We start from the raw sequence: 375 nt of genomic DNA on the forward strand, positions 1-375 counted from the left end.
CCTCGCCCTCTTCCGGCTTGCCGGCGGCGCGACGCTGCTCGGGCGCTTCCAGGCCGTGGGCCACGGAGTTGCGCAGCATGTGCTCCAGCGGCGCGACCATGCGATCCAGCACGTTGCGGTCCAGTTCGCCGTGGGTGCCTTCCAGGGTCAGGTGCACCTGCTTGCCGGTGTCCATGCCGGACTGCCGGACCACGCGACGCAGGCGCGGCACCAGGCCGTCGAACGGCACCATGCGCGCGCGCATCAGGCCATCCTGCAGTTCGGAACTGACACGCGACTGCTGTTGCAGCAGCGAGTCGTACTGGCGCGACAGATCGTCGAGCACGCCCTGCAGGCCCCCGAGGTCGGCCGCCGATTCGTTCAGCGCCCGGCTCA

Annotated in this window: 1 pseudogene; it reads right to left on the reverse strand. The window is 70.4% G+C overall.

Annotated elements, in window-relative coordinates:
- Nucleotides 1-375, reverse strand: a pseudogene (locus tag EN846_RS33835) (hypothetical protein); the annotation flags it as partial.

This window comes from Mesorhizobium sp. M4B.F.Ca.ET.203.01.1.1 (genome assembly GCF_004791025.1).
Lineage (GTDB): Bacteria > Pseudomonadota > Alphaproteobacteria > Rhizobiales > Rhizobiaceae > Mesorhizobium > Mesorhizobium abyssinicae.